Origin of the sequence: Streptomyces sp. NPDC048441 (assembly GCF_043200235.1) — a bacterium.
In the GTDB taxonomy this organism is placed as follows: domain Bacteria; phylum Actinomycetota; class Actinomycetes; order Streptomycetales; family Streptomycetaceae; genus Streptomyces.
Window position 1 is genome coordinate 411,015 of the sequence record NZ_JBICXM010000003.1, and the last position, 23,711, is coordinate 434,725.

Consider the following 23,711-nt stretch of genomic DNA (forward strand, 5'->3'; position numbering starts at 1 on the left):
GAGTGCCGCGGGGGCGGGCGAGGTCGATTCGCCCGCCCCCGCGTATGAACTCAGCGGCCGTCGCCCGGCCGGTCGTCCTTCCCGCACCTGTCGGTGAGAGTCGCCCTGGACCGACCGCGGGGGACGTTCGGCCAGGGCGACTCGAAGAAGCAAGTCCTGCGCAGCGGAATCGCGCAGGGCTCGCCACTGCGGTCCGGAGCCCCGGATGCCGACCGAGGCCTCGTCTCGCTGTGGTCCACATTGCCGTGCTGGGAGTGGCTGCCGACAGCGTCATCTTGTTGCGGTGCAGGGAACTGAGGCGGGGGCATTCAGTGTGAATGGGCATATTGGGGGCGGAAGGTGAGCTTCAGTTCTGGGTGTCCAGGATTCCCAACTGGCCAATGAGGAAGCCGAGTTGGGCCCGGCTCTCGCTGCCGAGGGTGTTGGCGAGTTTGGCGATGTGTACGCGGGCGGTGCGGATGTTCATGCCGAGCCGGGCGGCAATCTCGGAGTCCGTCAGGCCCTCGGTGAGGAGGCGGGCGATGGCGCGCTGGCGCGCGGATATGCCGTTCTCGGGGGGCTGAGGGGCTGCCTGGGGCCACATGGGGGTGGCCAGGCGCCAGAGGCGGTCGAAGGCGGTGGCGAGGTACTTGACCAGGGCGGGGTTTCGCAGTTCGAGGGCGAGGCTGCGGTCTTTGCTGGCCGGGATGAAGGCCACGGTCCGGTCGAAGACGAAGAGGCGTTCCGTGACTTCGTCGAGGGTGCGGGCCTCCGCGTCGCCTTCGAGCCGTTCGAAGTAGGCGAGGACGGGCAGGGAGTGACGGGTGGTGTGCTGGTAGAGGGTGCGCATCCGGCAGCCGCGGGAGAGCAGTGCCTGATCGCGGGGGAGGGCTTCGGCCAGGGTCTCCGGGGGACGGGTGCCGCCGGGTTGCACGGCGAGGAACTCTTCCGTGGCCTCGGTCATGGCCTGGTCGATAGCGGAGTTGATCCGGTCGAGGCCGTCGAGGACGGTGATTGCGGGGTCGTCGTCGCCCGACGCGGAGGCGAGCTGCGCGTCGAGCGCGATGAGCGGCTCGAAGGCCGCGGTGAGCTGGTCCTCGCGGCGCCGCTGGTCCGCTATGCGGTCCTCGATGGTGCGGAGGAGGCGGGGGAGGGCGGCGGTGGGGGCGGTGGGGCGCAGGCGGCGCATGTCGTCGACGTCGGGGTGGAGCAGGCCGAAGTCGAGCAGGCAGGGCGCCTGTTCGGCCTCTTCTCCTTGGATGTGGCCTTCGCGCAGGGCGCGGATGTAGAGGACTGTGCCTGTGGCGCAGAGATCTTCGGGTCTGTGGGGTGTGTGCTCCAAGGTCATGTGCGCTCCCTCCCGCTCGGTCGAGGCGCCGAGATTCTATGCAGGAGGCGTGTGGGCCGGGTCACGGGCCGTCGTTGAAGTGGCCACTTCCCGCGGCCGGGGTCACGTCGGTCCGTCCGGTTGTTACGGCTCGTGCTCCGGTCTTCGGCGGTCCAGAATCCCGGACTGGCCTATCAGATAGCCGAGTTGTGTCCTGCTGTGGCTGCCCAGGTGCGAGCTGAGCTTGGCGATGTGGACGCGGGCCGTGCGGACGTTCATGCCGAGGCGAGTGGCTATTTCAGTGTCGTTGAGGCCTTCGGTGAGGAAGGCGGCGATGGCGCGCTGGCGGGTCGTGATGCCGTTCTCAGCCGGTTGTGAGGCCGTCTGGGGCCACATGGGGGTGGCGAGGCGCCAGAGGCGGTCGAAAGTGGTGGCCAGGTGCTCGACGAGGGCGGGGTGCCGGAGTTCCAGTGCGAGCGTTCGGTCTTCGTTCGCCGGGATGAAGGCCACGGAGCGGTCGAGCACGATGAGGCGTTCGGTGACTTCGTCCAGGGTGCGGACTTCGACGTCACCGCGCAGGCGCTCGTAGTGGGCGAGCGCGGGCAGGGAGTGGCGCGTCGTGTGCTGATAGAGGGCACGTGAACGGCACCCCTTGTCGAGCATCGCCTGATCTCGGGGGAGAGCTTCGGCCAGAGATTCGGGAGGCCGCACTCCACCCGGCTGGACGGTGAGCACCTCCCGGTGAGCGTGGTCGAGTGCCCGGTCCAGCGCCGCGTTGATCCTTGGAAGGCCCTCCAGGACCGTGATCGCGGAGATTTCCCGGTCGGGCAGGCGCGAGGTGTCGATCGCGAGGAAGGGCTCGAACGTCGCCGCCAGCTTCTCCTCACGGCGCCGGTGGCGTGCCACCCGGTCCTCGATGGTGCACAGCAGCCGGGGGAGGGCGACGGCCGGGGCGGTGGGGAGTAGCCACCGCTGGTCGTCGACGTCGGGATGCAGGAGGCCGAGGTCGAGCAGGCAGGGGGCGTGGCTGGTGTCCTCGCACCGGATGCGGCCTTCGCACAAGGCGCGTGTGTAGACGGCCGAGCCGGATTCACAGAGTTCGTCGGCTTCGTGCGGTATGTGTACGGCGCCTACGTGCTCTGCCGTCATGTCGGGCGGCTCTGGTCGAGGATCCCGGACTGGGCGATCAGAAAGCCGAGTTGGGCCCGGCTTCCACTGCCAAGGGCTGCGGCGATCTTCGCGATGTGGGCGCGGCAGGTACGGACGTTCATGCCGAGTCGGCGGGCGATCGCCTCGTCGACGTGGCCTTCGATGAGGAGTCTGGCGATCGTGCGCTGAACACCCGTGATGCCGTCGGTGGTCGGCGCGTAGGGCACCTCTTCGACCAGGGGAGTCGCCCGGTTCCAGAGCTGCTCGAAGACGTTGGCCAGGTACTCGATCAGGCCGGGATGGCGGAGTTCCAGAGCCGCGTCCTGGCGGGTGTGCGCGGGGATCAGGGCGACGCTGCGATCGAAGATCATCAGCCGGTCGACCAGTTCCTCCAGGGTCCGTACTTCGACGTTTCCCTTGGCCATGCGGTCCGCATAGGCCAGCGTGCCCTGGCTGTGCCTGACCGTGTGCTGGTAGAGAGTGCGCATGGTGATGCCGCGGTCGATGACGGTCTGCCCGCGCTTCATCGCCAGGTTGAGCACGTTCTCGCTGCGGCCGCCGCCCGGCTGGATCGTGAGAATCTCGGAATGGCAGTCCGCTGTGGCGCGTTCGATGACCGCGCCGATCCGGGCATCTCCCTCCAGGACGGTGAACCCTTGAGTTGTGGGCTCCATGTGGGAGGTAATGGCCATAAATGGCTCGAAGATGTCGGTCAGTTCAACAGCGGTTCTTCGCCGTTCCTGGATTTCGCGCTCGATGGGGTGCAGCCGCTGCGCGAGCGCGGCTGACGGCGGAACCGGACGCAGCCAGTCGGCGTCGTCGGGATCCGGATGCATGAGCGCGGATTCCTCGAGACAGGGAACTTTCTCGGCCTCCGAGCGTGCGAGGCGCCCCGCGCTCAGTGCCGTGGCGTACAGCCTCGATCCCTCAACACAAAGTGGGGTTGAGGGGTGAGGATGTGTCGGTATTGCACCTGTTGTAAGCAAATCTCCACCCCCCAGGGTCCTGAACGTGCAGGAACATGATGCATCCACCCTGTGGCTTTGACGTGCTGGATTGAGACATCGTCTTGTTGAGCCGGGGGAGAGGAACCTACCAAGTGAGGACGAAGCCGACCATGTTTAAGCGCATGCTTCGCTCGGTGCTTGTCACCACCTTCTCCGCAGGGCTGGTCTTGGGTGCGGTGAGTACGTGTGATCTTGTCTGGGGGGCCAAGTCCGAGCAGGCGACTTCTGTTTCGGCCCTTCCCGGGGATCTCGTCTGGGGCGTGGCGCCCGCGGGAGGCCCCGCATGAGCACTCCCCCCGACGACCGCACCTTCCGCCGAGAAATGGCCACCGCCTACCGCTCAGGTTGGCACTTCATCGATCTCGCCACCGCGATACCCCACGCAGGCGACTCGTTGATGGTCACGCTTCTCGGTGAGCCAGTCGTCGTCACCCGTGACGACGAGGAGGAGATCCGGGCCTACCGGTGCCTCCGTAAGCCGCGAGGCGCCCCGCAGCCCGTGCGGTGTGCCATTCGGTACGGGATGGTCTTCGTCAATCTCGACCGGCGTGACCATCAGTTGGTCGGTGACCCCGGCCAGCAGGACGAGCAGCAGAGTTCCAGCACTACAAGAGCCATCACAGCCACCCCCCGCAGCGCCTGACGCGATTCCCCCGTCGTTGTAAATCGCGCAGGTGCTTCCCCCAGCAGCGGCGCCACCGTGGACCTGAACACGGTGGCGCCGCTGTGGTGCGTGCCGAGGGGGGCACGCCATGCAGACACCAGGGCAGGGCTATGCCTCGCCCAGCGACCGCGTTCCCATCGCCCGCGTCAGCGCTATCTCGATCAGCACCCGGTCCGGATTCGGCCTCGGCACCCGCCCGTACCGCTCCTCGTAGCGCCGTATCGCCTCCGCGATCTCCCCCTCCTCCGTACGTACGCTCGCGTACCCCTCCAGCGTCGCCCAGCGCCGCCCGTCGACCTGGCAGACCGCCACCCGCGCCCCCGGCTGCCCCTCCACGCCCGTCGCGGCCAGGACGTGGGAGACCTTCGCGCTCGACTTGTTCGCCAGTACGCGTGCCACGCCCGCCCCGGGGTCGTACGTCACGCCCACCGGCACGACGTGCGGGGTGCCGTCCGGGCGCGGGGTCGTCAGCGTGCACAGGTGCCGTTCTCGCCAGAAGCTGAAGTACGACGGTGTCGGGTGGAGCGGGTCTATGGCCATGCGGGGAACCTAGCTGCCCGGCTGCCGGTAGCCTCCCGCCGCCCTTCCGTTCTTCCGCCCTCTGCCTTGAGCGGAATAGACTCAACTTTATGTATGGTTAATAAGTCAGGTAGTAGGCCAGGCCGTACGTACCGCAAGGACGCAAGCACGCAAGGAGGAGACGACCACGTGGATGCCGAGCTGACCAACAGGAGCCGGGACGCGATCAACGCGGCCAGCAGCCGGGCCGTGGAGGGCGGGCACGCCGATCTCACCCCGGCGCACTTGCTGCTCGCCCTGCTCGAAGGGGCGGACAACGAGAACATCACCGACCTGCTCGCCGCGGTCGACGCCGATCAGGCCACCCTCCGCGCCGACGCCGAGCGAGCCCTGAGCGCCCTGCCCAGCGTCACGGGTTCCACCGTCGCCCCGCCGCAGCCCAACCGCGAGCTGCTCGCCGTCATCGCCGACGCCTCGCAGCGAGCGAAGGAGCTGGGCGATGATTACCTCTCCACCGAGCATCTGCTGATCGGCGTCGCCGCCAAGGGCGGCCCCGCCGGCGAGGTCCTGACCAAGAACGGGGCCACCGCCAAGAAGCTGCTCGACGCGTTCGAGAAGGCAAGGGGAGGACGCCGGGTGACCACACCGGACCCGGAGGGGCAGTACAAGGCCCTGGAGAAGTTCGGCACGGACTTCACCGCCGCCGCCAGGGAGGGAAAGCTCGATCCCGTCATCGGGCGGGATCAGGAGATCCGGCGCGTGGTGCAGGTTCTGTCCCGGCGTACGAAGAACAATCCCGTCCTCATCGGCGAACCCGGCGTCGGCAAGACCGCCGTCGTCGAAGGGCTGGCGCAGCGCATCGTGAAGGGGGACGTCCCCGAGTCCCTGAAGAACAAGCGGCTCGTCTCGCTCGACCTGGGGGCCATGGTCGCGGGCGCCAAGTACCGCGGCGAGTTCGAGGAGCGCCTCAAGACCGTCCTCTCCGAGATCAAGGAGAGTGATGGGCAGATCGTCACGTTCATCGACGAGCTGCATACCGTCGTAGGGGCCGGGGCCGGCGGTGACTCCGCCATGGACGCGGGCAACATGCTCAAGCCCATGCTCGCCCGCGGTGAACTGCGGATGGTCGGCGCTACCACCCTCGACGAGTACCGCGAGCGCATCGAGAAGGACCCCGCCCTCGAGCGGCGCTTCCAGCAGGTGCTGGTCGCCGAGCCGAGCGTCGAGGACTCCATCGCCATCCTCCGTGGGCTCAAGGGGCGGTACGAGGCCCATCACAAGGTCCAGATCGCCGACAGCGCGCTCGTCGCCGCCGCCGCTCTCTCCGATCGGTACATCACGTCGCGCTTCCTGCCCGACAAGGCCATCGACCTCGTCGATGAGGCCGCCTCCCGGCTGCGGATGGAGATCGACTCCTCTCCCCTGGAGATCGATGAACTCCAGCGCGCCGTCGACCGGTTGAAGATGGAGGAGCTGGCGCTCAGCAAGGAGACCGATCCGGCCAGTAAGCAGCGGCTCGAGAAGTTGCGGCGCGATCTTGCCGATAAGGAGGAGGAACTGCGTGGGCTCAATGCCCGTTGGGAGAAGGAGAAGCAGTCCCTCAACCGTGTCGGCGAGCTGAAGGAGAAGCTCGACGAACTGCGCGGGCAGGCCGAGCGCGCCCAGCGCGACGGCGACTTCGACACCGCGAGCAAGCTGCTCTACGGCGAGATCCCCACCCTCGAACACGACCTGGAGCTCGCTTCCGAGGCCGAGGAAGAGGTGTCGAAGGACACCATGGTCAAGGAGGAAGTGGGGCCTGACGACATCGCCGATGTTGTCGGCGCCTGGACCGGCATTCCCGCCGGGCGGCTCCTCGAAGGCGAGACGCAGAAGCTGCTCCGCATGGAGGACGAGCTCGGCAAGCGGCTCATCGGTCAGACCGAGGCCGTGCGCGCGGTGTCGGATGCCGTACGGCGTACGCGCGCCGGGATCGCCGATCCCGACCGGCCCACCGGGTCCTTCCTCTTCCTCGGGCCCACCGGCGTCGGCAAGACCGAGCTGGCCAAGGCCCTCGCCGACTTCCTCTTCGACGACGAGCGCGCCATGGTCCGTATCGACATGAGCGAGTACGGCGAGAAGCACAGCGTGGCCAGGCTGGTCGGTGCCCCGCCCGGGTACGTCGGCTACGAAGAGGGCGGTCAGCTGACCGAGGCCGTGCGGCGGCGCCCGTACAGCGTCGTCCTTCTGGATGAGGTCGAGAAGGCCCATCCAGAGGTCTTCGATGTGCTGCTTCAGGTGCTCGATGACGGGCGGCTCACCGATGGGCAGGGGCGGACCGTGGACTTCCGCAACACCATCCTCGTCCTCACCTCCAACCTCGGCAGTCAGTTCTTGAGCGGACACAGCCTCGCCCAGCCGCTCACCTCCGAGGAGGAGAAGAAGCGGCAGGTTCTGGAGGTCGTACGCGCCTCTTTCAAGCCGGAGTTCCTCAACCGGCTCGACGACCTCGTCGTCTTCTCCGCGCTCGACAAGGACGAGCTCGCGCACATCGCCAAGCTGCAGATCGACCGCCTCGCCAAGCGGCTCGCCGAGCGGCGGCTCGCGCTCGAGGTCTCCCCGGAGGCGCTTGCGTGGCTCGCGGACGAGGGCAACGACCCCGCGTACGGCGCGCGGCCCCTGCGGCGCCTCATCCAGACGTCCATCGGCGACCGGCTCGCGAAGGAGATCCTGTCCGGCGAGGTGAAGGACGGCGACACCGTGCGCGTGGACACCTTCGGGGACGGTCTGATCGTCGGCCCGGCGACGTCGGATACGGGGTCGAACACGGGGGAGACGGCGACAGGGGAAAAGACGTTGTGAGCGTCGCGAAGCGCCCTTCGACGGCATAACCCGGTCACATCTGGGGCGGGGGTTGCGAGCCCCCGCCCGACATGGGGCAGGATGGCGGAATCCGTACGAAGGGACTAAGCACGTGAGCATCGACCCGTCCTCGATTCCGAATTTCGGGGGACAGCCCGAACCGCAGCAGGGCGATGGACCGGCGGGCCCCGTTGTCCCCGACCAGGACCTGGTCAAGCAGCTTCTGGACCAGATGGAGCTCAAGCACGTCGTCGACGAAGAGGGTGACCTCGCGGCGCCGTGGGAGGAGTTCCGCACGTACTTCATGTTCCGTGGCGAAGGAGACCAGCAGGTCTTCTCGGTGCGGACGTTCTACGACCGTGCCCACGGGATCGACGAGAAGGCACAGCTTCTCGAAGCGATCGACGACTGGAACCGCCGCACTCTGTGGCCGAAGGTCTACACGCACACGCACGACGACGGCACCGTCCGTCTCATCGGCGAGGCGCAGATGCTGATCGGCACCGGCGTCGCCCTCGAGCACTTCGTGTCGTCGACGGTCAGCTGGGTGCGGGCGGCGATCGAGTTCGACCGCTGGCTCGTCGAGCAGCTCGGCCTCGAGGCCGACGTCGACGCCCCGGAGGGCGAGGAGAAGCCCGGCGACGACGAGGCCTAGGCCTGGCGACGACGAGGGCCTTGCTGCCACGATCAACAGCCCGGTCGGGGCGCCCACCTGGGCGCCCCGACCGGGCTTTCGTCGTCGCAGGGGCGAGCGGTTTCAGAGCCCTGAAAGCACCGTGAAAGCACCGTGAAAGCGCGCTGAATGCGCCCTGCCGCAATCTCTGCGGCATGACCACAACGACATCGCACTCACCCGCCATCGCGGCCAAAGGGCTGCGCAAGGCGTACGGGGACAAGACGGTCCTCGACGGAATCGATCTGACCGTCCCTGAAGGAACAGTCTTCGCCCTGCTCGGCCCGAACGGCGCCGGCAAGACCACCGCCGTCAAGATCCTCTCCACCCTCATCACCGCGGACGGCGGCGAGCTGCGCGTCGGCGGTTACGCCCTCGCCACCGAGGCACAGGCCGTACGGGGCGCGATCGGCGTCACCGGGCAGTTCTCCGCGGTCGACGGCCTGATCACCGGCGAGGAGAACATGCTCCTGATGGCGGACCTCCACCACCTCTCCCGCAGCGAGGGCCGCCGCACAGCCGCCGAGCTCCTGGAGCGCTTCGACCTCACCGAGGCCGCGAGGAAGCCCGCCTCCACCTACTCCGGTGGCATGAAGCGCCGCCTCGACCTCGCCATGACCCTCGTAGGCGATCCGCGCATCATCTTCCTCGACGAACCGACCACCGGCCTGGACCCACGCTCCCGCCACAACATGTGGCAGATCATCCGCGAGCTCGTCTCCGACGGCGTCACCGTCTTCCTCACCACCCAGTACCTCGACGAGGCCGACGAACTCGCCGACCGCATCGCCGTCCTCAACGACGGCAAGATCGTCGCCGAGGGCAGCGCCGAAGAGCTGAAGCGCCTCATCCCCGGCGGACACATCCGCCTCCGCTTCACCGACCCGGCCGCGTACCAGAGCGCCGCTGTCGCCCTGCGTGAGGTCACCAGGGACGACGACGCGCAGTCCCTCCACATCCCCAGCGACGGCACCCAGCGCGAGCTGCGCTCCATCCTCGACTGGCTCGACTCGGCCGGTATCGAGGCGGACGAACTGACCGTGCACACCCCCGACCTCGACGACGTGTTCTTCGCCCTCACCGGCAGCACCGATGTGCCCAACCAGTCCAAGGAGACCGTCCGATGAGTGCCCCCGCCCTCACCCTCGCCGTCCGCGACTCGTCCACGATGCTGCGCCGCAACCTGCTGCACGCCAAGCGCTACCCGTCGATGACCCTGAACCTGCTGCTCACCCCGATCATGCTGCTGCTGCTCTTCGTCTACATCTTCGGCGACGTAATGAGCACAGGCATCGGCGGCGGCGGCGCGGACCGCGCCGACTACATCGCCTACATCGTCCCCGGCCTGCTGATGATGACCATCGGCTCCACCGTCATCGGCGCCGCGATCTCCGTCTGCACGGACATGACCGAAGGCCTCATCGCCCGCTTCCGCACCATGGCGGTCTACCGCGGTTCCCTGCTCATCGGACACGTCCTGGGAAGCGTGCTGCAAGTCCTCGCCAGCCTGGTCCTCGTCGGCGTAGTCGCCGTGGCCATCGGCTTCCGCTCCACGGATGCCACCGCCCTGGAATGGCTCGCCGCCCTCGGCCTGCTCGCACTGTTCGCCCTGGCCCTGACCTGGATCGCGGTCGGGATGGGCATGGCAAGCCCCAACCCCGAAGCGGCCGGCAACATGGCCATGCCGCTGATCCTCCTGCCCCTCATCTCCAGCGCCTTCATCCCCGCCGACACCATGCCCGGCTGGTTCCAGCCCATCGCCGAATACCAGCCCTTCACCCCCGCCATCGAAACCCTGCGCGGCCTGCTCCTCGGTACCGAGATCGGCAACAACGGCTGGATCGCCCTCGCCTGGTGCATCGCCCTCACCGCACTCGGCTACCGCTGGGCCACCGCACAGTTCAACCGTGACCCGAAGTAGCCGGGGCGACCGTGCGGGCCGCCTCCCGCAACTCGTCCCGCTCCAGGGCGGCATACTCCGACACCGCGTCGGCGTACGCCGCCCTGTCGGCGTTCTCGGCCGCCTGCCTGGCGCGGTCCCGTGACATCGAAGGCTGGAACTCGCGGAACACCCGCAGCCGTTCGGCGAGCGCGATCATCCGTACGGCACCGGTGTCGCCGGACGCGAGCCCCGCCATGCCGAGCGCGTGCAGCACCGTTCCGAACAGCAGGAGCTCCATGGGTGACCCTGCCGGACCGTCGAGCAGGGTCCGCAGCCCCTCGCGCAGCCGGTCGAGCGGCTCCGCGACCAGTTCGATACGGCCGACGTGCGCGTGCGCCGTCACCGCCGCCGACTGGATCTGGAGCGCCCACGGGTCGAGCGAGGGGTCGCCGTACAGGGAGTCGGCCTCGGTCAGCCGCTCCACGGCGCCGCGCCACAGGCCGAGCCCTACCTCCGTGAGACCGCGGGTGAGGGCGATCTCGGCGCGCCCGCCGAGGTCAGGGCGGTAGAAGGCGCCCGTCTGAGGGGTGTTGTCGCTCTCCGCCTGCCGCAGCCAGTACTCGGCCTCGTCGGGGTCCCCGCGTTGCAGGCAGGCGAGGGCGAGGCCCGTACGGATGAAGGTGTAGTCGTGCCCGTCGCCGAGCCGCGGCACCACGTCGAGCGCCGCCTCGAGATGCTCGTACGCCTCCTCGCCCCGCCCCGTCCGCAGGCACAGCTCGCTCAGCCGGGAATGCCCCATGAGCCGCATCGTCGGATTGTCGACCAGGGCCAGTTCGGTGAGTATCCGGCGGGCCGAGGTGAGCGCGCGGTCGATGTCGTGCTCGTACTCCCAGATGTACGTGGCGATGGACTCGGCGACCCCGGCGAGCAGCGGCTGCCCGCTCTCGCAGAGCCCGCGCAGCACCTCGTGGTCGGGCGGCAGCATCTCGGGGATCGCGCTCAGCACCGCGGCGACGGCGCGAAGCAGCGTGTCGGGCGGGGCCGTGGGCAGCCGCCGGAGGGTGACGAGCTGGCGTACGGGGAGCGGACCGTAGCCCATGAACAGGTTCGCCGTGCACAACACCGCGGCGGCGCGGGCGACTTCGACGTACTCGGGCTCGGGGTAGTAGTGCGAGAGGGGCGGGCCGGTGTCCGCGGCGAGGGCGGCGAGGCGGTGGAAGTGGGAGTCGGTGGACCACAGGGCGGCGAGGACCGCGGTGAGCGCGGCGATGGTGGGGCCGTCCGTACGGGCCAGGGCATGCGGGCTGTCCGTGCGGGCCAGAGCGTGCCGCAGGGCGAGGACGAGGTTGTCCTGCTCGGCCCTGATCTGCTCCCAGGCCGCCCGCGGTTCCGAGCCGAACGCCCAGTCGTGGTACGTGACTCCGAGGTCCCGTGCCCAGGCCAGGAACCGGCCGACGGCCTCCTCGTCCTCGCTCGCCTCCGCACGCCGGGCCGCGCAGAACTCCCGTACGGTCTCCAGCATCCGGAACCGCACCCCGGCCGGAGTGTCGGCGACGGTGAGGAGCGACTGATCGGCCAGCTGCTCAAGGAGGAACAGCGCGTCATCGCCGAGCACGTGCTCCGCCGCATCGCCCGTGAAACCGCCGGGGAAGACGGACAGCAGGCGCAGCGCGGCCTTCGCTTCCTCGTCGAGGAGGTTCCAGCTCCACTCCACGACCGCGTGCAGCGTGCGGTGGCGCTCCGGCACGTCCCGCACCCCGCCACGGAGCAGCGCGAACCGGTCGCCGAGGCGGCGGGCGATCTCCGGCACGGACAGGACCCGCACCCGTGCCGCCGCAAGCTCCACGGCGAGCGGAAGGCCGTCGAGGTGGCGACAGAGCCCGGCGACCGCGTCCGGCGGCAGCTCCACGCCGGGCCGCGCGGCGCGGGCCCGCTGCGTGAACAGCTCGGCCGAGGTGTCGAGTCCGAGCTCGGGCAGCGCGTACACCGCCTCCGACGTGAGGCCGAGCGGGGCCCTGCTGGTGGCAAGGACCCGCAGGTCCTTCGAGGACGAGACCAGGGCCCGTACGAGGTCGGCGGCGCCCCGGACGACCTGCTCGCAGTTGTCGAGGACGAGCAGCGCGGGCCCGGAGCCGAGCACGCCGAGGATGCCGGACACCTGGGCGTCCTGGGCGTGCTGGACGTCCTGGCTGTGGCCGCTCGCGGCGCCGGGCCGCCCTTCGCCCGCGCCGAGCGCGGAGGCCACCTCGGCGGCCACGTCCCCGCCCGCGGTGACGCCTGCGAGCGGCACGAAATACACCACGCGCTGCTCGGCACCGCGGCTGACGGCATGCGCGAGCCGGGTCTTGCCGAGGCCGCCGGGGCCGACCACCGTGACGGCGCGGGAGTCGCGAAGGAGTCGCAGCACCTCCGCGATGTCTTCGGCACGGCCGATGAGCGGGTTCGGCTCGTGCGGCACCCCGTGCCTGGCCACGGGTGCCTCGCCGCGCAGCAGCTCCTGCTGTACGGCCTTGAGCGCGGGGCCCGGGTCGGTGCCGAGCCCGTCGCGCAGCTCACGGCGGTACGCCTCGTACCGCGCAAGCGCCGCGGACGGACCCGCCGTCGCGGCTTCGGCGCGCAGCAGCTCGGCGAGGACCTCCTCGTCGCGCGGATGGTCCGCGCTGGCCACGGCGAGCGGCCCCGCCGCCTCCGTGTGCCGACCGAGGCGGGCGAGCGCGAGTGCCCGTGCGCGGACGAGCGTGGCGTGGACGGGGGCGCGTTCGGCACGCAGGGCGGCCAGGGGGTCTTCGGTGTCGCAGCCCCCGTCAGGAGTGCCCTTCCACAGCGCGAGCCCGGCATCGGCCGCGGCCAGGGACCCCGCGTAGTCCCCGGCCCTGGCCCGGTCCGCGCTCGCTGCGGCGTGCAGCAGCAGGGCCGAGCTGTCGACCTGCTCCTCGGCGAGGGTGAGCCGGTAGCCGGTCGGCGTGCTGACGACGGCGTCGGCGCCCAGCTGCGCCCGCGCCCTGGACACGAGGACCTGCACCGCTTTCCCCGGCCGCTCGGGCAGCTCGTCCGGCAGCCAGAGCCCCTCCACGAGCCGCTCGATGCCGCAGCCCGTGCGCAAGTCGCCCGCGAGCAGCGCGAGAAGACCGCGGAGCCGGGGCGCGGTGACCTCCTGCCCGCGATAGGCGACACGCGGCAGCAGGGTCAGGTCGGTAGTCACGGGTGCAGATTAGCCACGACGCAGATTGGCCACTACAGGGACTTGAGCTACAGGGACTTCAGCCTGGAGACCGCTTCCGCGAGGACCTCGTCCTTCTTGCAGAACGCGAACCGTACGAAGGGCGCCCCGGCGTCCCGGTGGTCGTAGAAGACCGCGTTGGGAATGGCGACGACACCGATGCGTTCCGGCAGGGCCCGGCAGAAGGCGAAACCATCGGACTCGCCGAGCGGACGGATGTCGGTGGTGATGAAGTACGTGCCCGCCGGGCGGTAGACGTCGAAGCCCGCTGCCGTCAGGCCCTCGCTCAGGAGGTCCCGCTTGACGCGCATGTCCTCGCGGAAGGACGTGAAGTACGAGTCGGGGAGGGCGAGCGCCTCCGCGATCGCGTACTGGAACGGGCCCGAAGAGACATAGGTGAGGAACTGCTTCGCCGAGCGGACCGCCGTCACGAGCTCCGGCGTGGAGGTGATCCAGCCGACCTTCCACCCCGTGAACGAGAACGTCTTGCCCGCCGAGCCGATCGTCACCGTCCGCTCGCGCATACCGGGGAAGGAGGCGAGGGGGATGTGCGTCGTGCCGTCGCCGTCGTCGAAGACCAGGTGCTCATAGACCTCGTCGGTGACCACGAGGAGGTCGCGCTCGACCGCGAGCTTCGCGATCTCGGTCAGTTCGGCGCGGGTCAGGACCGTGCCGGTCGGGTTGTGCGGGGTGTTGAGGAGGAGCAGCCGGGTGCGGGGCGTGATCGCGTCGCGCAGCTCGTCCAGGTCGAGGCGGAAGCGGCTGTCGGCCGCGTCCGGGCGCAGGGTCACCGGGACGCGCTTGCCGCCCGCGAGGGCGATCGACGCCGCGTACGAGTCGTAGTACGGCTCCAGGGCGATCACCTCGTCGCCCGGCTCCACGAGGGCGAGCAGGGACGCCGCGATCGCTTCCGTGGCGCCCGCCGTGACCAGGACCTCGCGGTCGGGGTCGTACGAGAGGGCGTACCGGTGCTCCTGGTGGGCGGCGATCGCGGTGCGGAGCTCGGGGATGCCGGGGCCCGGCGGGTACTGGTTCCCGCGGCCGTCGCGCAGGGCACGGACCGCGGCCTCGCGGATCTCCTCGGGGCCGTCCGTGTCGGGGAAGCCCTGACCGAGGTTGATGGCACCCGTGGTGACCGCGAGCGCGGACATCTCGGCGAAAATCGTCGTACCGAACTCGGCGAGGCGGCGGTTGAGCAGCGGGCGCCCGCTCCCGGATGTGGAGGTCATGGCCGCCATCCTGCGCCGAACCTCTGGAGTTCCTCAACTCTGCTTTGGATCGGCGGCTGCCGGGGCATTCCCCTTTCACACAAGAACAACATGCAAAAAGAACATGCAAAAGAACATGCGGAAGAACGCGGACCCACGGGGGGCCTGCTTCGGGGGAATGGAAAGGGGCGTGAAGGTCATGATCTTGGTCTTCGTGTTTGTCGCGGTGGTTCTGGTCGTCGTCGCACTCGCGGTCGCCGGTAGCAGGGGAAGCGGCAGCCGGTCGCACTCCGGCGCGGCCGGTGCGGCGGGCTCCGGCGGCAGCTGGTGGGCGGGCGGTGGCGACAGCGGCGGCGACAGCGGTGGCGGCCACCACGGCGGTGGCTCCTGTGGCGGCGGGTCGTCGTGCGGCGGCGGCTCTTCGTGCGGCGGCGGTGGCGGTTGTGGCGGTGGCGGAGGCAGCTGACACGGGGCAGCTGGTCCGTCGAACCGTTGTAGTGCCCGGCAGGAGGCAACTCCTGCCGGGCACTTTGTCGTTGAGTCATTGAGTTGAGTCATTGAACAGTTGAACCGTGCAGCCCCCGAGGGGGTGGAAACCCTCCGAAGTTGGGTAAAAACGCTGTGTCAGCGCAGTAGTTCATGATTCCCTCTTACCCGTCAGCATCACCCTCGAACGGACGACTTGGACAACAAGGGCGTTCGCGTGGGCACGAGCCGGCATTCCGGCCGCCCGGTCTCCGACCGGGTGCGCCGGCACCACTTCCATTGCGTGTTAGCGGAGCCGACCCATGCTCACGACCCTGAAGACTGTCTATACCGACACGTGCGCCGCGGACCTCGCCTGGACCCTGGGGCGCGAGCCGCTGCCCGCGCTCGCCACACTCGTACTCGAACTGGGCGACGCGAGAATGGAGTTGAGACTCCTGGGGGCGTCCCACCAGGTACTCCTCGAGGAGGAGCAGGGCACCTGCTCCGAGACCGTCGCCTGCATCCCCGGCAGCAGCACGCCGCTGCCGCTCGGCGTCTCCAAGCGCCTGGGCGAGTGGGAGTACGAATTCGCGGCGCGCGTCGAGACCCTCTCGCGTGGCCAGTTCGCGGGCCGCGCGCAGGAGTTACTCGCCCTCGTGGCCGAACATCCGCACGGCCTCGCCGGGGTCTTCCCCGGTAGCCCGCACGCGTTCACGGCGATGCTGGCGCAGCGGCACGAGGGCTCGGTGCAGTGGCGCACCTGGCACGCCTACCCGCAGGACGGGCAACTCGTCGCGACGCGTACCCGCGTGGGAGCGCGGATGCCCGCGGTGCTCTGACCGGGCGGGGTGCCCCGCTGTCCGGTGGTGGTGCTTGCCGCTTTCGCCGGTAGGTGTACTCATGTGGGGGACCCGGTGTGAGGGTGTGGTGACGTAGCGTTTCCAGGATGATCGAGCCGTCAGCGCATTTACCCGTCACGCCCCGGACGGGGCGGTTCCTCGTCCTCGCGGGCGTTTTCGTCTGTGCGGCCTGCGGTCTGGTGTACGAACTCGAACTCGTCGCCCTCGCCTCGTACTTGATCGGTGACTCGGTCACGCAGGCATCGGTGGTCCTCTCGGTGATGGTCTTCGCGATGGGCATCGGCTCGCTGCTCGCCAAGCGCCTGAGATGCCGCGCCGCGGCCGGGTTCGGCCTCGTCGAGGCGGCGCTCGCGCTGGTCGGCGGGCTGAGCGCGATGGCGTTGTACGCGGCGTTCGCCTGGACCGGCGACCGGGGCGAGGTGTGGGCGAGCGGCTCGCGGTATCTGCTCGTCGCGTTCTCGCTCGCCATCGGCCTTCTCATCGGCGCCGAAGTGCCGCTGCTCATGGTGCTGATACAGCGGATCAGGCGGCAGGACCCCAGCGGCGCCGTGTCGGACCTGTTCGCCGCCGACTATGTGGGCGCGCTCGTGGGCGGCCTCGCCTTTCCCTTCCTGCTGCTTCCCCTGCTCGGCCAGCTGACCGGAGCGCTGATCACCGGTGCGATCAATGTGCTCGCGGGCGGCGCCCTCGTGTTCGGCCTGTTCCGGCGCGACCTGAGCCCGCGCAGCCGCTGGGCGCTGCTCGTCGCGAACATCACGGTCCTCGGAATGCTCGCCGCGGCGGCCGTCCTCGTCGGCGACTTCGAGGCGGCGGCGCGGCGGGCGGTCTACGGCACGGACGTACGGATCGCCCTGCAGACCGACGTCCAGGAAGTGGTCCTCACCGGCGGCAGGCGCGCCTCCCTCGACCTCTACCTCGACGGGCGCCTGCGCGTCAGCGGCCGTGACGAACACCGCTACCACCGGGCGCTCGTCGGCCCCGCGATGAACGGACCGCACGCGCGCGTGCTCGTCCTCGGCGGTGGCGACGGCCTCGCGGCGCGCGAGGTGCTGCGGCATCCGGGGGTGCGGCGCGTGGACATCGTCGAGCTCGACGCGGGGGTGGTGGACCTGGCGCGCCGCGACCCCGCGCTGAGCGACCTGAACGAGCAGGCGTACCGCGATCCCCGGGTGCGGGTGGTGATCTCCGACGCGTTCCGCTGGCTGCGCTCGCCTCCTCGTACGTACGACGTGGTGATCTCCGACCTGCCCGACCCCGGCATCACCGCGAGCACCAAGCTCTACTCCCAGGAGTTCTACGGCCTGGCGTGCCGGGAGCTCGCGGAGGGAGGCCGGCTCGCCGTGCACGCGGGTCCGGTCGCCGCGCGGCCCCGCGTCTTCTGGACGGTGGAGGCGACGCTGCGCGCGGCGGGGCTGCGGACCGAGCCGTACCGCGTGGGCGGCAGGGTCTCCGGGTTCGCCGCGGGGCCCGACCGGACGGCGGACGGCGCGTCGGCGCCGCGCGACTGGGGCTTCGTCCTCGCCGCCAGGTCTCGGCCGGTCCTCGAACCGCCCGGGAGCGGGAGCGGGACCGGGGCCGGGACAGCGGGACTGCTGCGGGCGGACGTCGCGTCGGCCGAACGGACCCGGATGGGGGGCCTGGCCCCCTCCACGTTGGTGCACCCGCGGTACGCGAACTGACGAACTGACGTACATGGTGTGGGCCGCGTGGGTAGGCTCGGCTGCCATGGAGCATGAGGTGTTCGTTCCGGTTCCCGCCGACCGTCTTCAGCAGGTGCTGAGCGATCCCGAGCAGGTCGCTGGGGCGGTGCCCGGACTTCAGCGCGACGCCGACGAGTCGGCCTCGCCGCTCTCCGGCCGTCTCAAGGTGCGGGTCGGGGGGCACACGATCACGTACCGCGGCGCGGCGCGGGTCGCTGCGCGGGGCGACGGGTCGTACGCCATCGAGGGCGAGGGCGTGGAGGTGCGGGGCAGCGGCTCCGTGAAGCTTTCGCTCACCGTGCGGCTTCATCCCGCGGATGACGGGAGCGGGACCCGGGTCGTCTTCGGCGGGACGGGTGCGGGTGACGGCCGCGTCGCCGAAAGTTCTCCACAGGCTGTGGAGGGGGCGGTGCGGCGGCTGCTCGAGCGGTTCGGGGCGGGGCTCGGGGCGGGGGCGCTCGCTGCGGTCGAGCCGGAGCCTGTCGTGATTGAGCCCGTGGTCGAGCCCGTGGTCGAGCCCGTGGAGGAGGTCTCCGTCTTTGAGACGGAGGTGCCGCCGTCGTCGTTCGATGAGGGCGAGGACGACGGGGGCGAGGACGACGGGGGCGAGGACGAGATCCTGGTGCCGCCGGCGGAGGCTGCCCACGCGCGGCGGACGATGATCGGGCGTAGCGCGGAGGAGGTCGACCATGCGCCGCCTCGGGGGCGGTACGCGCCGGCGCCCGCGGCGGAGAGCATGTCGACTTCGGCGACGCTGCGGTGGGCCGCGCCCGCTGCCGCGGTGGTGCTTGCCTCGGCGATCGTGGTGGGGCGGGCGCTTCGGCGTAGGCGTTGATTTCCCCGGGTCGGGCAGCAAGAAAGCCTCTCCCCGTAGGGTCAACCCCGTGAGTAGCGAAGAAGACGTGACACTGACCGCGGGCGACGCGGAAGTTACCGTGCAAGCGGGGAACGGCTGCCGAGTGGGGAGCCTTCGGGTCGGCGGAGTAGAACTGCTGAGGCAAGGGCCGCGCTACGGCTGCTTCCCCATGGCCCCCTGGGTCGGCCGCATCAGAGACGGCAGGTTCCGCAACGGCGGCACCCTCCACCAGATGCCCCTCAACTCCCCGCCCCACGCCATCCACGGCTTCGCCAGGGACGCCGCCTGGCGCACCGCCCGCGCCGGTAAGAGCGAGGCCGCGTTCACGTACGACCTCACCGACCCCTGGCCCTACGAAGGCCGCGTCACGCAGCTCGTCGCCCTCACCGAGGACTCCCTCACCCTCACCATCGGCATCGAGACGTACGGCGACTCCTTCCCCGCCCAGGCGGGCTGGCACCCGTGGTTCAACAGGAACCTGGGGGGCGAGGGCAGCGAGGACGTCCGGATCGGCTTCAGCGCCGCATGGCAGGAGGAGCGTGGCGACGACCACCTCCCCACCGGCAACCGCATCGCCCCCACCCCCGGCCCCTGGGACGACTGCTTCGGGATGCCCGACGGCGTCGACGTCACCCTCACCTGGCCGGATCAGCTCGCGCTCACGGTGAAGAGCCGCGAGCCGTGGGTCGTCGTGTACGACGAGCAGGAAGCCGCCGTCTGCGTCGAGCCGCAGACCGGGCCCCCCGACGGGCTCAACACCCTGCCCCGCCTCGTCACCCCCATCGACCCTCTTGAGGCGTCGACGACCTGGACCTGGACGCGGCTCTGAGCTGCTGTACGCGGCTTTAAGCTGACAGGCATGACTGACGACGACGTACGTGGCGCCCTGCTGCGGCAGATCAAGGACAAGGCCGTGGTGCACGGCAAGGTGACCCTCTCCTCGGGTCTCGAGGCCGATTACTACATCGACCTGCGCCGCATCACCCTCGACGGGGAAGCCGCCCCCCTGGTCGGCCAGGTGCTCCTCGACCTCACCGCCGATCTCGACTTCGACGCCGTCGGCGGGCTCACCATGGGCGCCGACCCCGTCGCGGGCGCGATGCTGCACGCCTCCGCCGCGCGCGGCAAGCGGCTCGACGCCTTCGTCGTACGCAAGGCCGCCAAGGCACACGGTATGCAGCGCCGCGTGGAGGGCCCGGACATCAAGGGGCGCCGCGTTCTCGTCGTCGAGGACACCTCCACCACGGGCGGCTCCCCGCTCACCGCCGTCGAGGCCGTGCGCGAGGCCGGTGGCGTAGTGGTCGGCGTCGCGACCATCGTGGACCGGGCCACCGGGGCGGGCGAGAAGATCACCGAGGGCGCCGGGGTGCCGTACCTCTTCGCGTACTCGAAGGACGACCTCGGCCTGGACTAGATCCGGACCAGATCCAGTATGTGGCGGGCGGCCGGAGCCGCCCGGCGAGTCTGGAAAGATGGGGGCGACGATGACGTCGCCCCCTTAGGTCAGGGCCAAGCACACACCCCGCACATCACAAGGAGCGGACACATGCCCATCGCAACCCCCGAGGTCTACGCCGAGATGCTCGACCGGGCGAAGGCAGGCAAGTTCGCCTACCCGGCCATCAACGTGACCTCCTCGCAGACGCTGCACGCCGCACTGCGCGGCTTCGCGGAGGCCGAGAGCGACGGCATCATCCAGATCTCCACGGGTGGTGCGGAGTTCCTGGGCGGCCAGCACAACAAGGACATGGTGACGGGCGCCGTGGCCCTCGCCGAGTTCGCGCACATCGTCGCCGCGAAGTACGACATCACCGTCGCGCTGCACACCGATCACTGCCCCAAGGACAAGCTGGACACGTACGTCCGTCCGCTGATCGACGTCTCCGCCGAGCGCGTCAAGGCCGGCCGTAACCCGCTCTTCCAGTCGCACATGTGGGACGGCTCCGCCGAGACCCTCGCCGACAACCTGGCCATCGGCCAGGAGCTGCTCGCGAAGGCCGCCGCCGCGAAGATCATCCTCGAGGTGGAGATCACCCCCACCGGTGGCGAGGAGGACGGCGTCACGCACGAGATCAATGACGAGCTGTACACGACCGTCGACGACGCGCTCCGCACGGCTGAGGCCCTCGGCCTCGGCGAGAAGGGCCGCTACCTCCTCGCCGCGTCCTTCGGCAACGTCCACGGCGTCTACAAGCCGGGCAACGTCGTCCTGCGTCCCGAGCTCCTCAAGGACCTCCAGGAGGGCGTCAGCGCGAAGTACGGCAAGACGGCCGGATCGCAGCCCTTCGACTTCGTCTTCCACGGCGGATCGGGTTCGACGGCCGAGGAGATCGCGACCGCGCTCGAGAACGGCGTCGTGAAGATGAACCTCGACACGGACACGCAGTACGCCTTCACGCGTCCCGTCGCCGACCACATGTTCAAGAACTACGACGGCGTCCTGAAGGTCGACGGCGAGGTCGGCTCGAAGAAGCTGTACGACCCCCGCACCTGGGGCAAGGCCGCCGAGGCGGGCATGGCCAAGCGCGTCACCGAGGCGTGCGGCAACCTGCGCTCCACGGGCACGAAGCTGAAGTAGCCGCTGCGGCTCCGTACGGGCCCGGCACCCTTCCCTGGGTGCCGGGCCCGTACGCGTATGACGCAGACTGGAACCCATGGCCATTCACAAGGATCTGCTCGGGGGACCGCCCCCGACCCACCTGCCCGACGACCCGGAGCCGCGCGAGCTCCTCGCGAACGGCGCTGCGCCCGCCGACGTCGCCGCGAAATACCCGACCTCCTCGCTCGCCTGGGCGCAGCTCGCCGACGAGGCGTTCGAGCGCGGCAGCGTCGTCGAGTCGTACGCGTACGCCCGCACCGGCTACCACCGCGGCCTCGACTCCCTGCGCCGGGCCGGCTGGAAGGGCCACGGCCCCGTGCCGTGGGAGCACGAGCCGAACCGCGGCTTCCTGCGCGCCCTGCACGGCCTCGCCCGCGCCGCGCAGTCCATCGGTGAGCAGGAGGAGTACGAGCGCTGCTCCAGCTTCCTGCGGGACTCCTCCGAGGCGGCGGCGAACACTCTGGGCTAGGGCCCGTCAGAAGCGCCCTAGCGCTCGGAGCACGTGCGTGACCTGCCTGGACGCCGCTGTGACCAGGCAGGTCTTGCCGTTTTGTGGGATGTTGCGGAGGATGCCGGTGGGGACCGGGGCCCCCGTGTCGGTAACGGCAGGGGCGGACCGCTACCCGGAGTACGTATTCAAGGAGACCGCGATGTCCGCGATGTCCCACGAGGCGGAGACCCCGAACCTCGATTTCGCCGGAACCACCCCTTACGAGGACTACGTCCAGGCGGATGTCCTCACCCACCTCCAGCACCTGCGCTCGGACGACCCCGGCGAGATGGTCTTCCTGGTCACCACCCAGGTCATGGAGCTGTGGTTCACGGTCATCGTCCACGAGTGGGAGACCGCGTCGCACGCCCTGCGCCGCGACGACGTCCCCGTGGCGGTGGCCGCGCTCAAGCGAAGCCTCCGCGAGCTGGAAGCGCTGAACGCCTCCTGGCGCCCGCTCGCCCAGCTGACCCCCGGGCAGTTCAACTCCTACCGTGCCGCGCTCGGCGAGGGATCCGGATTCCAGTCCGCGATGTACCGCCGCATGGAGTTCCTGCTCGGCGACAAGTCCGCGTCCATGCTGGTACCGCACCGGGGCGCGCCGCGCGTCCACGCGGAGCTGGAGAAGGCGCTCCAGGAGCCGAGCCTGTACGACGAGGTCCTCGCCCTGCTCGCCCGCCGCGGCCACGCCGTCCCCGCCGCCGTGCTGCAACGTGACCTGACACAGAAGTACGAGCCTTCGCCCGAGGTCGAGAAGGTGTGGACCGATCTCTACGCGGGCGACGAACACGACGAACTCGCCCGTCTGGGCGAGGTGTTGACGGATGTCGCCGAGCTGGTGTGGCGATGGCGCAACGACCACCTGGTGGCGACGCGACGCGCGATGGGCTCCAAGACGGGCACGGGCGGTTCGGCGGGCGTGGCCTGGCTGGAGAAGCGTGCGACGAAGAACGTGTTCCCCGAGCTGTGGACTGCGAGGAGCTATGTCTGAGGTTTCGTTCGACCTCCGCGCGCAAGCCGCCAAGAGGGACGCCGACGACGAACTCCGCGCGAAGCGCGAGGAGTTCGTACTGGACGACACCGTCTACCTGGACGGAAACTCGCTGGGCGCGCTGCCCGCCGTGGTCCAGGAACGCGTCGCGGACGTCATCTCGCGCCAGTGGGGCCAACTCCGCATCCGCTCCTGGGAGGAAAGCGGCTGGTGGACCGCCCCCGAGCGCATCGGCGACCGCATAGCCCCCCTCGTGGGAGCCGCCCCCGGCCAGCTGGTCGTCGGCGACTCGACGAGCGTGAACATCTTCAAGGCGCTGGTCGCAGCCGTACGCATCGCCCGTGAATCCGGCGAGGAGCGGGACGAGATCGTTGTCGACGCGACGACGTTCCCCACGGACGGGTACATCGCCGAGTCCGCGGCCCGCATGACGGGCTGCCGTCTGGTGCCGGTCACACCGGGCGAGGTGCGGGGCGTGCTCGGCCCGCGTACGGCGGTCGTGCTCCTGAACCACGCCGACTACCGCACGGGACGGCTCCACGATCTGCCCGCGCTGACGGCGGCCGTGCACGACGCGGGCGCGCTGGCCGTCTGGGACCTGTGCCACACCGCCGGTGCGCTGCCCGTCGGGCTCGACGCGCACGGTGTGGACCTCGCTGTCGGGTGCACCTACAAGTACCTGAACGGGGGGCCCGGTTCACCTGCCTACATCTACGTACGGGCGGATCTGCAGCCCCGTTTCGACTCGCCACTGCCCGGCTGGAACTCACATGCCGAGCCGTTCGGGATGCGGCCGGAGTTCGAGGCTGCGGAGGGCGCCGTACGGGGGCGGGTCGGTACGCCCGACATCCTCTCGATGCTGGCGCTGGACGCGGCGCTCGACGTCTGGGACGGCGTCTCCATCGAGGCGGTGCGGGCCAAGTCCCTCGCGCTGACGGACTTCTTCGTCGAGTGCGTGCGGGCCTACGTCCCCGAGGGGCGTGTGGAGGTGCTCACCCCGGCCGCGCACGGGGAGCGCGGCAGCCAGGTCGCGTTGCGGTCCGATGACGCGGGTGATGTGATGCGGCGGCTCGTCGAGCAGGGTGTGGTCGGCGACTTCCGGGCGCCGGATGTGCTGCGGTTCGGATTTACGCCCTTGTACGTGGGCTTCGCCGATGTGGAGCGGGCTGCGGGGGTGCTTGCGCGGACGCTGGGCTAGCATCCTGGCGGCGGAGCCGGTATCAGGGAGGGGCGGGGTAGGGGAAGATCAAAAGAACAGCACCCCGCCCCATCCCCAGA

21 protein-coding genes are annotated in these 23,711 nt (G+C 70.0%); 15 read left to right on the plus strand and 6 right to left on the minus strand.

Features of this window, described 5'->3' with window-relative positions; all coding sequences use genetic code 11:
• Window positions 1-346: 346 nt before the first annotated feature.
• From ACGFSB_RS09840 to ACGFSB_RS09850, 3 genes are all read right to left on the minus strand, one after another.
• Entirely contained in the window at window positions 347-1,327 is a 981-nt protein-coding gene (locus ACGFSB_RS09840) for a LuxR C-terminal-related transcriptional regulator (RefSeq protein ID WP_393396573.1), read from the minus strand.
• Between the two features lie 123 nt (window positions 1,328-1,450).
• Window positions 1,451-2,455 (minus strand): LuxR C-terminal-related transcriptional regulator, encoded by a 1,005-nt coding sequence (locus ACGFSB_RS09845; protein ID WP_393396575.1) that lies wholly within the window; start codon window positions 2,453-2,455, stop codon window positions 1,451-1,453.
• Window positions 2,452-3,291, minus strand: coding sequence for a helix-turn-helix transcriptional regulator (locus ACGFSB_RS09850; RefSeq protein ID WP_393396577.1), 840 nt, complete (start codon window positions 3,289-3,291; stop codon window positions 2,452-2,454). Before ACGFSB_RS09850 ends, ACGFSB_RS09845 begins: the two co-directional genes overlap by 4 nt.
• Before the next feature lie 454 nt (window positions 3,292-3,745).
• Between ACGFSB_RS09850 and ACGFSB_RS09855 the strand changes: the two genes are divergently transcribed.
• Window positions 3,746-4,105: a hypothetical protein gene (locus ACGFSB_RS09855; protein WP_393396579.1), complete on the plus strand. Its 360-nt coding sequence runs from the start codon at window positions 3,746-3,748 to the stop codon at window positions 4,103-4,105.
• A 129-nt stretch (window positions 4,106-4,234) separates the two neighbouring features.
• Here the strand turns inward: ACGFSB_RS09855 and ACGFSB_RS09860 are convergent, their stop codons facing one another.
• Complete coding sequence (locus ACGFSB_RS09860; RefSeq protein ID WP_393396581.1) at window positions 4,235-4,666, minus strand: pyridoxamine 5'-phosphate oxidase family protein; 432 nt, start codon at window positions 4,664-4,666, stop codon at window positions 4,235-4,237.
• Window positions 4,667-4,834: 168 nt separating this feature from the next.
• Between ACGFSB_RS09860 and clpB the strand changes: the two genes are divergently transcribed.
• The 4 genes from clpB to ACGFSB_RS09880 all read left to right on the plus strand — a co-directional run bounded on the left by clpB (window position 4,835) and on the right by ACGFSB_RS09880 (window position 10,080).
• Window positions 4,835-7,486: an ATP-dependent chaperone ClpB gene (gene clpB, locus ACGFSB_RS09865; RefSeq protein ID WP_393396583.1), complete on the plus strand. Its 2,652-nt coding sequence runs from the start codon at window positions 4,835-4,837 to the stop codon at window positions 7,484-7,486.
• Between the two features lie 112 nt (window positions 7,487-7,598).
• Window positions 7,599-8,141: a YbjN domain-containing protein gene (locus ACGFSB_RS09870; protein ID WP_393396585.1), complete on the plus strand. Its 543-nt coding sequence runs from the start codon at window positions 7,599-7,601 to the stop codon at window positions 8,139-8,141.
• Between the two features lie 173 nt (window positions 8,142-8,314).
• Complete coding sequence (locus ACGFSB_RS09875; RefSeq protein WP_393396586.1) at window positions 8,315-9,286, plus strand: ATP-binding cassette domain-containing protein; 972 nt, start codon at window positions 8,315-8,317, stop codon at window positions 9,284-9,286.
• Window positions 9,283-10,080: an ABC transporter permease gene (locus tag ACGFSB_RS09880; protein WP_393396588.1), complete on the plus strand. Its 798-nt coding sequence runs from the start codon at window positions 9,283-9,285 to the stop codon at window positions 10,078-10,080. The genes ACGFSB_RS09875 and ACGFSB_RS09880 overlap by 4 nt, the downstream gene beginning before the upstream one ends.
• Here the strand turns inward: ACGFSB_RS09880 and ACGFSB_RS09885 are convergent.
• Both ACGFSB_RS09885 and ACGFSB_RS09890 read right to left on the minus strand, forming a co-directional pair.
• Entirely contained in the window at window positions 10,061-13,243 is a 3,183-nt protein-coding gene (locus ACGFSB_RS09885; RefSeq protein ID WP_393396590.1) for an ATP-binding protein, read from the minus strand. The two genes, ACGFSB_RS09880 and ACGFSB_RS09885, sit on opposite strands and share 20 nt — an antisense overlap.
• Before the next feature lie 47 nt (window positions 13,244-13,290).
• Window positions 13,291-14,499, minus strand: a complete 1,209-nt coding sequence (locus ACGFSB_RS09890; protein ID WP_393396592.1) for a pyridoxal phosphate-dependent aminotransferase — start codon at window positions 14,497-14,499, stop codon at window positions 13,291-13,293.
• A 160-nt stretch (window positions 14,500-14,659) separates the two neighbouring features.
• Here ACGFSB_RS09890 and ACGFSB_RS09895 point away from each other — a divergent pair, with 160 nt between their 5' ends.
• From ACGFSB_RS09895 to kynU, 10 genes are all read left to right on the plus strand, one after another.
• Window positions 14,660-14,935, plus strand: coding sequence for a hypothetical protein (locus ACGFSB_RS09895; protein ID WP_393396593.1), 276 nt, complete (start codon window positions 14,660-14,662; stop codon window positions 14,933-14,935).
• A 322-nt stretch (window positions 14,936-15,257) separates the two neighbouring features.
• On the plus strand, window positions 15,258-15,776 hold the full coding sequence (locus ACGFSB_RS09900) for a DUF2617 family protein (RefSeq protein WP_393396595.1): 519 nt from the start codon (window positions 15,258-15,260) through the stop codon (window positions 15,774-15,776).
• Between the two features lie 107 nt (window positions 15,777-15,883).
• Window positions 15,884-17,476: a polyamine aminopropyltransferase gene (locus ACGFSB_RS09905; protein ID WP_393396597.1), complete on the plus strand. Its 1,593-nt coding sequence runs from the start codon at window positions 15,884-15,886 to the stop codon at window positions 17,474-17,476.
• 46 nt (window positions 17,477-17,522) lie between these two features.
• A complete protein-coding gene (locus ACGFSB_RS09910; RefSeq protein WP_393396599.1) occupies window positions 17,523-18,332 on the plus strand; it encodes an SRPBCC family protein in 810 nt (269 codons plus the stop codon).
• Between the two features lie 49 nt (window positions 18,333-18,381).
• On the plus strand, window positions 18,382-19,182 hold the full coding sequence (locus ACGFSB_RS09915) for an aldose 1-epimerase (RefSeq protein WP_393396601.1): 801 nt from the start codon (window positions 18,382-18,384) through the stop codon (window positions 19,180-19,182).
• A 30-nt stretch (window positions 19,183-19,212) separates the two neighbouring features.
• Entirely contained in the window at window positions 19,213-19,767 is a 555-nt protein-coding gene (gene pyrE, locus ACGFSB_RS09920; RefSeq protein ID WP_393396603.1) for an orotate phosphoribosyltransferase, read from the plus strand.
• 132 nt (window positions 19,768-19,899) lie between these two features.
• The gene (fbaA, locus tag ACGFSB_RS09925) at window positions 19,900-20,931 is read left to right on the plus strand and encodes a class II fructose-bisphosphate aldolase (protein ID WP_393396605.1); all 1,032 of its coding nucleotides are present in this window, start codon (window positions 19,900-19,902) and stop codon (window positions 20,929-20,931) included.
• A 76-nt stretch (window positions 20,932-21,007) separates the two neighbouring features.
• Window positions 21,008-21,421: a DUF3151 domain-containing protein gene (locus ACGFSB_RS09930; RefSeq protein WP_393396607.1), complete on the plus strand. Its 414-nt coding sequence runs from the start codon at window positions 21,008-21,010 to the stop codon at window positions 21,419-21,421.
• Between the two features lie 190 nt (window positions 21,422-21,611).
• A complete protein-coding gene (locus ACGFSB_RS09935) occupies window positions 21,612-22,433 on the plus strand; it encodes a tryptophan 2,3-dioxygenase family protein (RefSeq protein ID WP_393397032.1) in 822 nt (273 codons plus the stop codon).
• Window positions 22,426-23,631 carry a kynureninase gene (kynU, locus tag ACGFSB_RS09940; protein WP_393396609.1) on the plus strand — a complete coding sequence of 402 codons (1,206 nt, stop codon included), beginning with the start codon at window positions 22,426-22,428 and terminating at the stop codon, window positions 23,629-23,631. The genes ACGFSB_RS09935 and kynU overlap by 8 nt, the downstream gene beginning before the upstream one ends.
• The last annotated feature ends 80 nt before the right edge of the window (window positions 23,632-23,711 follow it).

Excerpts from the sequence above, each read along its gene's own strand:
- ACGFSB_RS09850 (WP_393396577.1), bottom strand. The coding sequence starts at position 3,291 with ATGCATCCGGATCCCGACGACGCCGACTGGCTGCGTCCGGTTCCGCCG.
- ACGFSB_RS09855 (WP_393396579.1), top strand. The coding sequence starts at position 3,746 with ATGAGCACTCCCCCCGACGACCGCACCTTCCGCCGAGAAATGGCCACC.
- kynU (WP_393396609.1), top strand. The coding sequence starts at position 22,426 with ATGTCTGAGGTTTCGTTCGACCTCCGCGCGCAAGCCGCCAAGAGGGAC.
- ACGFSB_RS09910 (WP_393396599.1), top strand. The coding sequence starts at position 17,523 with ATGGAGCATGAGGTGTTCGTTCCGGTTCCCGCCGACCGTCTTCAGCAG.
- ACGFSB_RS09900 (WP_393396595.1), top strand. The coding sequence starts at position 15,258 with ATGCTCACGACCCTGAAGACTGTCTATACCGACACGTGCGCCGCGGAC.
- pyrE (WP_393396603.1), top strand. The coding sequence starts at position 19,213 with ATGACTGACGACGACGTACGTGGCGCCCTGCTGCGGCAGATCAAGGAC.
- ACGFSB_RS09880 (WP_393396588.1), top strand. The coding sequence starts at position 9,283 with ATGAGTGCCCCCGCCCTCACCCTCGCCGTCCGCGACTCGTCCACGATG.
- ACGFSB_RS09860 (WP_393396581.1), bottom strand. The coding sequence starts at position 4,666 with ATGGCCATAGACCCGCTCCACCCGACACCGTCGTACTTCAGCTTCTGG.
- ACGFSB_RS09875 (WP_393396586.1), top strand. The coding sequence starts at position 8,315 with ATGACCACAACGACATCGCACTCACCCGCCATCGCGGCCAAAGGGCTG.
- ACGFSB_RS09845 (WP_393396575.1), bottom strand. The coding sequence starts at position 2,455 with ATGACGGCAGAGCACGTAGGCGCCGTACACATACCGCACGAAGCCGAC.
- ACGFSB_RS09935 (WP_393397032.1), top strand. The coding sequence starts at position 21,612 with ATGTCCCACGAGGCGGAGACCCCGAACCTCGATTTCGCCGGAACCACC.
- ACGFSB_RS09890 (WP_393396592.1), bottom strand. The coding sequence starts at position 14,499 with ATGGCGGCCATGACCTCCACATCCGGGAGCGGGCGCCCGCTGCTCAAC.
- fbaA (WP_393396605.1), top strand. The coding sequence starts at position 19,900 with ATGCCCATCGCAACCCCCGAGGTCTACGCCGAGATGCTCGACCGGGCG.
- ACGFSB_RS09930 (WP_393396607.1), top strand. The coding sequence starts at position 21,008 with ATGGCCATTCACAAGGATCTGCTCGGGGGACCGCCCCCGACCCACCTG.
- ACGFSB_RS09905 (WP_393396597.1), top strand. The coding sequence starts at position 15,884 with ATGATCGAGCCGTCAGCGCATTTACCCGTCACGCCCCGGACGGGGCGG.
- ACGFSB_RS09840 (WP_393396573.1), bottom strand. The coding sequence starts at position 1,327 with ATGACCTTGGAGCACACACCCCACAGACCCGAAGATCTCTGCGCCACA.